Annotated in this window: 7 protein-coding genes; 4 read left to right on the forward strand and 3 right to left on the reverse strand. The window is 48.7% G+C overall.

The window, feature by feature from the left end:
- Window positions 1-148 precede the first annotated feature (148 nt).
- Window positions 149-583 (reverse strand): hypothetical protein, encoded by a 435-nt coding sequence (locus tag L0156_23190; GenBank protein ID MCI0605902.1) that lies wholly within the window; start codon window positions 581-583, stop codon window positions 149-151.
- 35 nt (window positions 584-618) lie between these two features.
- On the opposite strand from L0156_23190, the gene L0156_23195 reads away from it, so the two are divergent.
- Window positions 619-912: an antibiotic biosynthesis monooxygenase gene (locus L0156_23195; protein ID MCI0605903.1), complete on the forward strand. Its 294-nt coding sequence runs from the start codon at window positions 619-621 to the stop codon at window positions 910-912.
- A gap of 89 nt (window positions 913-1,001) precedes the next feature.
- Here the strand turns inward: L0156_23195 and L0156_23200 are convergent, their stop codons facing one another.
- The gene (locus tag L0156_23200; GenBank protein MCI0605904.1) at window positions 1,002-1,469 is read right to left on the reverse strand and encodes a hypothetical protein; all 468 of its coding nucleotides are present in this window, start codon (window positions 1,467-1,469) and stop codon (window positions 1,002-1,004) included.
- 30 nt (window positions 1,470-1,499) lie between these two features.
- On the opposite strand from L0156_23200, the gene gltX reads away from it, so the two are divergent.
- Both gltX and L0156_23210 read left to right on the forward strand, forming a co-directional pair.
- Window positions 1,500-2,915 (forward strand): glutamate--tRNA ligase, encoded by a 1,416-nt coding sequence (gene gltX, locus L0156_23205; protein ID MCI0605905.1) that lies wholly within the window; start codon window positions 1,500-1,502, stop codon window positions 2,913-2,915.
- A complete protein-coding gene (locus L0156_23210; protein ID MCI0605906.1) occupies window positions 2,912-3,208 on the forward strand; it encodes a methylated-DNA--[protein]-cysteine S-methyltransferase in 297 nt (98 codons plus the stop codon). Before gltX ends, L0156_23210 begins: the two co-directional genes overlap by 4 nt.
- A gap of 10 nt (window positions 3,209-3,218) precedes the next feature.
- Here L0156_23210 and L0156_23215 read toward each other — a convergent pair whose 3' ends face one another.
- Window positions 3,219-4,031 (reverse strand): DUF4339 domain-containing protein, encoded by an 813-nt coding sequence (locus L0156_23215; protein MCI0605907.1) that lies wholly within the window; start codon window positions 4,029-4,031, stop codon window positions 3,219-3,221.
- A 90-nt stretch (window positions 4,032-4,121) separates the two neighbouring features.
- On the opposite strand from L0156_23215, the gene L0156_23220 reads away from it, so the two are divergent.
- The coding region (locus tag L0156_23220; protein MCI0605908.1) for a long-chain fatty acid--CoA ligase at window positions 4,122-4,781 on the forward strand (660 nt) is incomplete at its 3' end.

Below are 4,781 nucleotides of genomic sequence, written 5' to 3' on the forward strand. Positions count from 1 at the left end.
CAAACAATAGTCATTCGTCCAAAAGCTTGCGAATTACGTAACAAAAATCGCGTCATTTTATCATACGAAGTTCTCTAGAGTCAAAAGGTTACAGCCAATTCAGTGCCAGAGCAATGAGTCATGAGCAATGAGTCACTATCGGGTCTCATCACTCATGACTCATAGCTTTGGCACTTTTGACCGAACCCCATATATAAATCAATGCAAGGACAAATTCCACTGCCCCGAATATCAAAATCGTCCTTGGAAGAGAAAAGGTCAGGACATAATAGAACATCAACACGCTGAAAAGAAGCCGCCCCGCTCCATCAAAGAAAATAAAGGATACCAATCGTCGTGGATCCTTAGCGCTGTAAAGCAAAGTCGCGCCAAGAATCAGAACACCAGCACCAAAGCCGTGTATCAAAAGCCGGTGCAACGGATCCGACGGGAAGATCAACGTAACCTCTCTTCCAAAAATATTCTTTTCTAAAGCCATGGCTGAAAGGAAAAACCATTCCAAAAGCCCGTTGCTCAAGAAAATGCAACCCATGGTCAAATTAAATAGACCTCCCAAGTACAAACTTAGCCTTAGAACACGCATGGTGGGTATGTTAACATTGTAGGGGCTGAACGCATATGAAAGCAGTAATCGTCACATACGTGGTGAAGAAAGGACGAGAGAAAGAGTTTGCAAAAGTCCTTCGAAAACACTGGAAAATTCTTAGGAGTGAGAATCTCACCACCGGCCAACTCCCTTTTCTGCTGAAAGACCCGGAAAATCCGTCGATTTATAAGGAGATCTTTGAATGGAAAAGCCGAAGATCTTTCCAGAAAGCGCACGAATCGCGTAAGGTTCAGGATATCTGGCGTAAACTGATGGAGCTTACAGAAGAGGGCGGAATGGAACCTGCCAATTTCGAGCGAATTTAGGATTTACCGCAGAGAACGCTGAGATCGCCGAGAAAAAAATCAGTTTTTCTTTTATCTCTGCGGCCTCCGCGTCCTCTGCGGTGAAAATTTTATTTGCTAAAATCACCCGAGCCGCTCACCGTTCCCGACCTGCCATCAAACACTCTGACGTTGTGGGAAACTGCCGCATCAATCAGAGATTCCGACGCGAATGCTACAAGATCCACTGTCGCACTGCCCAAAGGATTTTTCGCATCTCCCTTCAATACCAGATGGTTATCTCTGATTGTGCCCTCAACATCCGCCTCAATGCCGGAGCCCGAATACGTGTAGGTGCCTTCCACCTTTGTTCCGTCCTGACGCAATACCATGACAGCCGTAACGGTCGTGCCGGGTTCAAAACCCACATCGTCACAGACGTCCGCAGGCGAACAATTCTCCACCCGGACCGTCGCTCGCCAGGTTCCAGCAATATTCACGCCGGCCGATCCACTATCATCCTCTCCAAAAAAGCAGCCGGACAGCACCAGAGTAAAACCTGTTACAATCAAAAGTTTGATTAGAGACACTTTTCTCATTAGAATCATCTCCGTTTAGGGGATTATAACATGGCAGACAAATCCTTTCGTTTGCGTTTTGCCCCCAGCCCTACTGGATATCTCCACGTGGGCGGAGCCCGAACGGCTCTCTATAACTGGCTTTATGCTCGTCAGCTGAACGGCACATTCATCTTACGAATTGAAGATACGGATGTTCAGCGCTCTTCCGAGGAAATGGTCCAGATTATTTTAAACAGCCTGGAATGGCTCGGGTTGAAATGGGACGAAGGACCATTTTTTCAATCGCAACGTCTCACCATGTACAAACAAGCGGCTCTTCAACTCGTAGAACGCCGGAAAGCTTATCGTTGTTTTTGCAAACCCGAAGATCTCAACGCGCGGCGCGAAGCGGGAATGAAAGCCACAGGAGCGTGGAAATACGAACGAATCTGCTTGAGCCTCCGTCCTGAAGAAATCGAAATAAGATTGGCAAGCGGCGAACCACATGCGATCCGTTTTTTTGTGCCTTCGGGACGAACGGCTTTTCAGGATCTTGTGCATGGTGAAATTTCACTCGATCATGGTTCGATCGATGATTTCGTCCTGCTGCGTTCGGATGGTTATCCTACTTACCATCTTTCAGTTGTCGTGGATGACATCGACATGAAGATCACGCATGTGATCCGCGGGGATGATCACATTTCAAATACTCCCAAACAGATTCTTCTTTACGACGCATTTGATTCGACTCCTCCGTTATTTGGCCATCTTCCTTTGATCCTCGGTCCTGACAAAAAGAGGCTGAGCAAGAGGCACGGAGCCGTAGCCGTGGAAGAATACCGGAACCAGGGGATTCTTCCGGAAGCGCTGGTAAATTTTCTCGCTTTGCTCGGATGGAATCCGGGAGATGAAAGAGAGATTTTCAGTCTTGAAGAACTGACAAAAGAGTTCGATCTTGCGCGCGTTGGCAGCAGTAACGCAGTATTTGATTTCAAGAAACTGCAATGGATGAACGGAAGATATATGTCTTCTTTGAGTCTGGAAAGAATTCTGGAAGCGGCAGGCCCCTACTTACAGAACAAAGAATGGAGCAAAGATCCGGAATTTGCGCAACGAGTCGATCTGATGCGAACGCGTTCTGTGACTCTCGTTGAGCTGATTCAAATGCTGGAGCCTTTCTATCGTGAGGATTTTTCCTACGATACAAAAGGTCTGGAAAAAACCCGCAAGGAACCCGGGTTGAAACCCTTGCTAGAAGAATTTATGTACCGTTTATCGCAACTACCGGATTGGCAAGTTGCGACGCTCGAAGCGTATTTGCGGAGCTTCACCGAAACAAAAAGAATCAAAGCAGCCGTATTGATTCATCCCGTCCGGCTCGCTGTAAGCGGCAAAACATCGGGACCAGGTCTATTTGAGCTTCTTCATTCGATGGGACAGGCCGGCACCATCCGGCGACTCGAGCGGTTTCTGTCGGAGTTATGAAACACGAACTGATCTGGCGACAGATAAAAAAAATCCCGCGCGGAAAGGTTGCCACCTATGGACAGATCGCGCGCCTTTCAGGAATTGACGGACATGCGCGCCTGGTGGGTTACGCGCTCCACGGTCTCCCGCAAAACTCTGGCATTCCCTGGCATCGTGTGATCAATTCTCAGGGGCGCATCTCACTATCCGGATTCACAGCTAAACGTCAACGGCGCCTGCTGGAAATCGAGAAAGTCGTGTTCAATCCTGCCGGAAAAATCGACCTGAAGCGATTTCAATGGAAAAAATAATTCTTTTGAACTAAACGCTTCGATAGGAGGGCAATCCTTCTAAATAAGCCGGCGGAACACCTTTCAGCCAGACAACTCCCTGATCATCAATTTTGACGGGAGCCACTAATTGTGTAGTTACAATCCCGAAGATGATGGCTGCCAGGAGCACGAGAACTGCTAGCCCCGCAATGGCTCCTTCCTCTGTCACCGCAGATACAACAAAAAGCACGATGGTTATGGCAACAAGAGACCAGGTGATTGCGATGGAACGTTTCCGTTTGTTTCTGTGCTCCTCACAGATTCCCAGATGAAGAGTCGCCGTTTTGCGAACGACCAGTGCAACGATTGCGTAAATCAAAACGCCGGCGCAGATCAGCAAATATAAGGCCGGGTGATGCCAGTACAATTTTTTTGTCATCCGTAGTCCCCTTGCCGGACGGTTGCACTTGACGCACCGGTCCGGCAGCACTGTATCACACGCAGCAACCAGAAATTTTCCATCCCGCCAGAGAGCTGAAACTCTTCCTTCTTCTTTCAGTCTTTGAAAAAAAGCGGGTTTGCATGCGGCGCAGACCCAAAGGCCCCCGTACTGAATCATCTCTTGTTGTTGTAAATTCCTTCGACATTGAGAGCAGCTTTGTGTAGCTGCAAAAGTTTGTTGAGGAACTGAAACCGGCGGAGGCGATGGCGCTGCGAGTGTTCCATACTTTATCCAACCGGTGAGTGATTCGTTCCACACCAGTGTGTCTTGTGAAATCTTGCCTTTTCTGACTTCGGCGCGGAATTGTTCCTCTGTTAAGGGGCCGATCTGTTGTCCGCCACTCTCGTAATACCAGTGCATGAGTCCCTCCGTTGCGTGATGAGTTATTTTTGCAAGAAAATCCCGGTTTGGCAAACCTCTTGCAAGTTCCTAAGATTTAGGAGAAGTCACATGGAACCCGAACAGGAAAGTATTCTGAATTTGATGCAGCTGAAGTTACAGACCTTTGGGGAACATACTGCCCTTTCCATACGAAAAGGAGTTGTTTGGGAAACGTGCAGTTACCTCGAACTCTCAAGCAGATCCAATCAACTTTCGGATTTTTTGCGCGAGCAGGGAGCTCGCCGCGGGGATCGAATCGCAATTTGGGGTGAGTCCTGTCCTGAATGGGTCATCTCCTTTTTCGGTGGAGTGAGAGCGGGAGGAGTGATCGTACCGCTGGATATCCGGGCTACGACTTCCGAGATCCTTGCCATTGTTGGGGATGCCCGCCCGCAATTCTTGCTCGCATCGGATTCGGTTCGGGCCGCGGCTGAATCGTTGCGAACCGCCACTCCCGCTCTTCGAAAATGCTGGTACTTCAGTGAATTCAGGCGTTTGCAGCCATCTAATACGTTAGAAGGTGTCGAGAGGGAAATGCAGGAACCCTGTCTTCTCGCCTATACATCCGGCACAACCGGCTCTGCAAAAGGTGTGATCATCACTTTTGGAAACATTGTATTTGAGGTTCGAATGCTTACGGAGATGATAGGAATCAGCGGCGACGAGGTGTTCCTGTCGATTCTTCCGTTGAATCACCTTTTGGAGCTGACCGGCGGGCTCTTCTGCGTG

Source organism: bacterium (assembly GCA_022616075.1).
Taxonomy (GTDB): domain Bacteria; phylum Acidobacteriota; class HRBIN11; order JAKEFK01; family JAKEFK01; genus JAKEFK01.

What these genes read in the sequence shown, in the direction of transcription:
- L0156_23190 (MCI0605902.1), bottom strand. Translation starts at nt 583, where the DNA reads ATGCGTGTTCTAAGGCTAAGTTTGTACTTGGGAGGTCTATTTAATTTG.
- L0156_23195 (MCI0605903.1), top strand. Translation starts at nt 619, where the DNA reads ATGAAAGCAGTAATCGTCACATACGTGGTGAAGAAAGGACGAGAGAAA.
- L0156_23200 (MCI0605904.1), bottom strand. Translation starts at nt 1,469, where the DNA reads ATGAGAAAAGTGTCTCTAATCAAACTTTTGATTGTAACAGGTTTTACT.
- gltX (MCI0605905.1), top strand. Translation starts at nt 1,500, where the DNA reads ATGGCAGACAAATCCTTTCGTTTGCGTTTTGCCCCCAGCCCTACTGGA.
- L0156_23210 (MCI0605906.1), top strand. Translation starts at nt 2,912, where the DNA reads ATGAAACACGAACTGATCTGGCGACAGATAAAAAAAATCCCGCGCGGA.
- L0156_23215 (MCI0605907.1), bottom strand. Translation starts at nt 4,031, where the DNA reads ATGCACTGGTATTACGAGAGTGGCGGACAACAGATCGGCCCCTTAACA.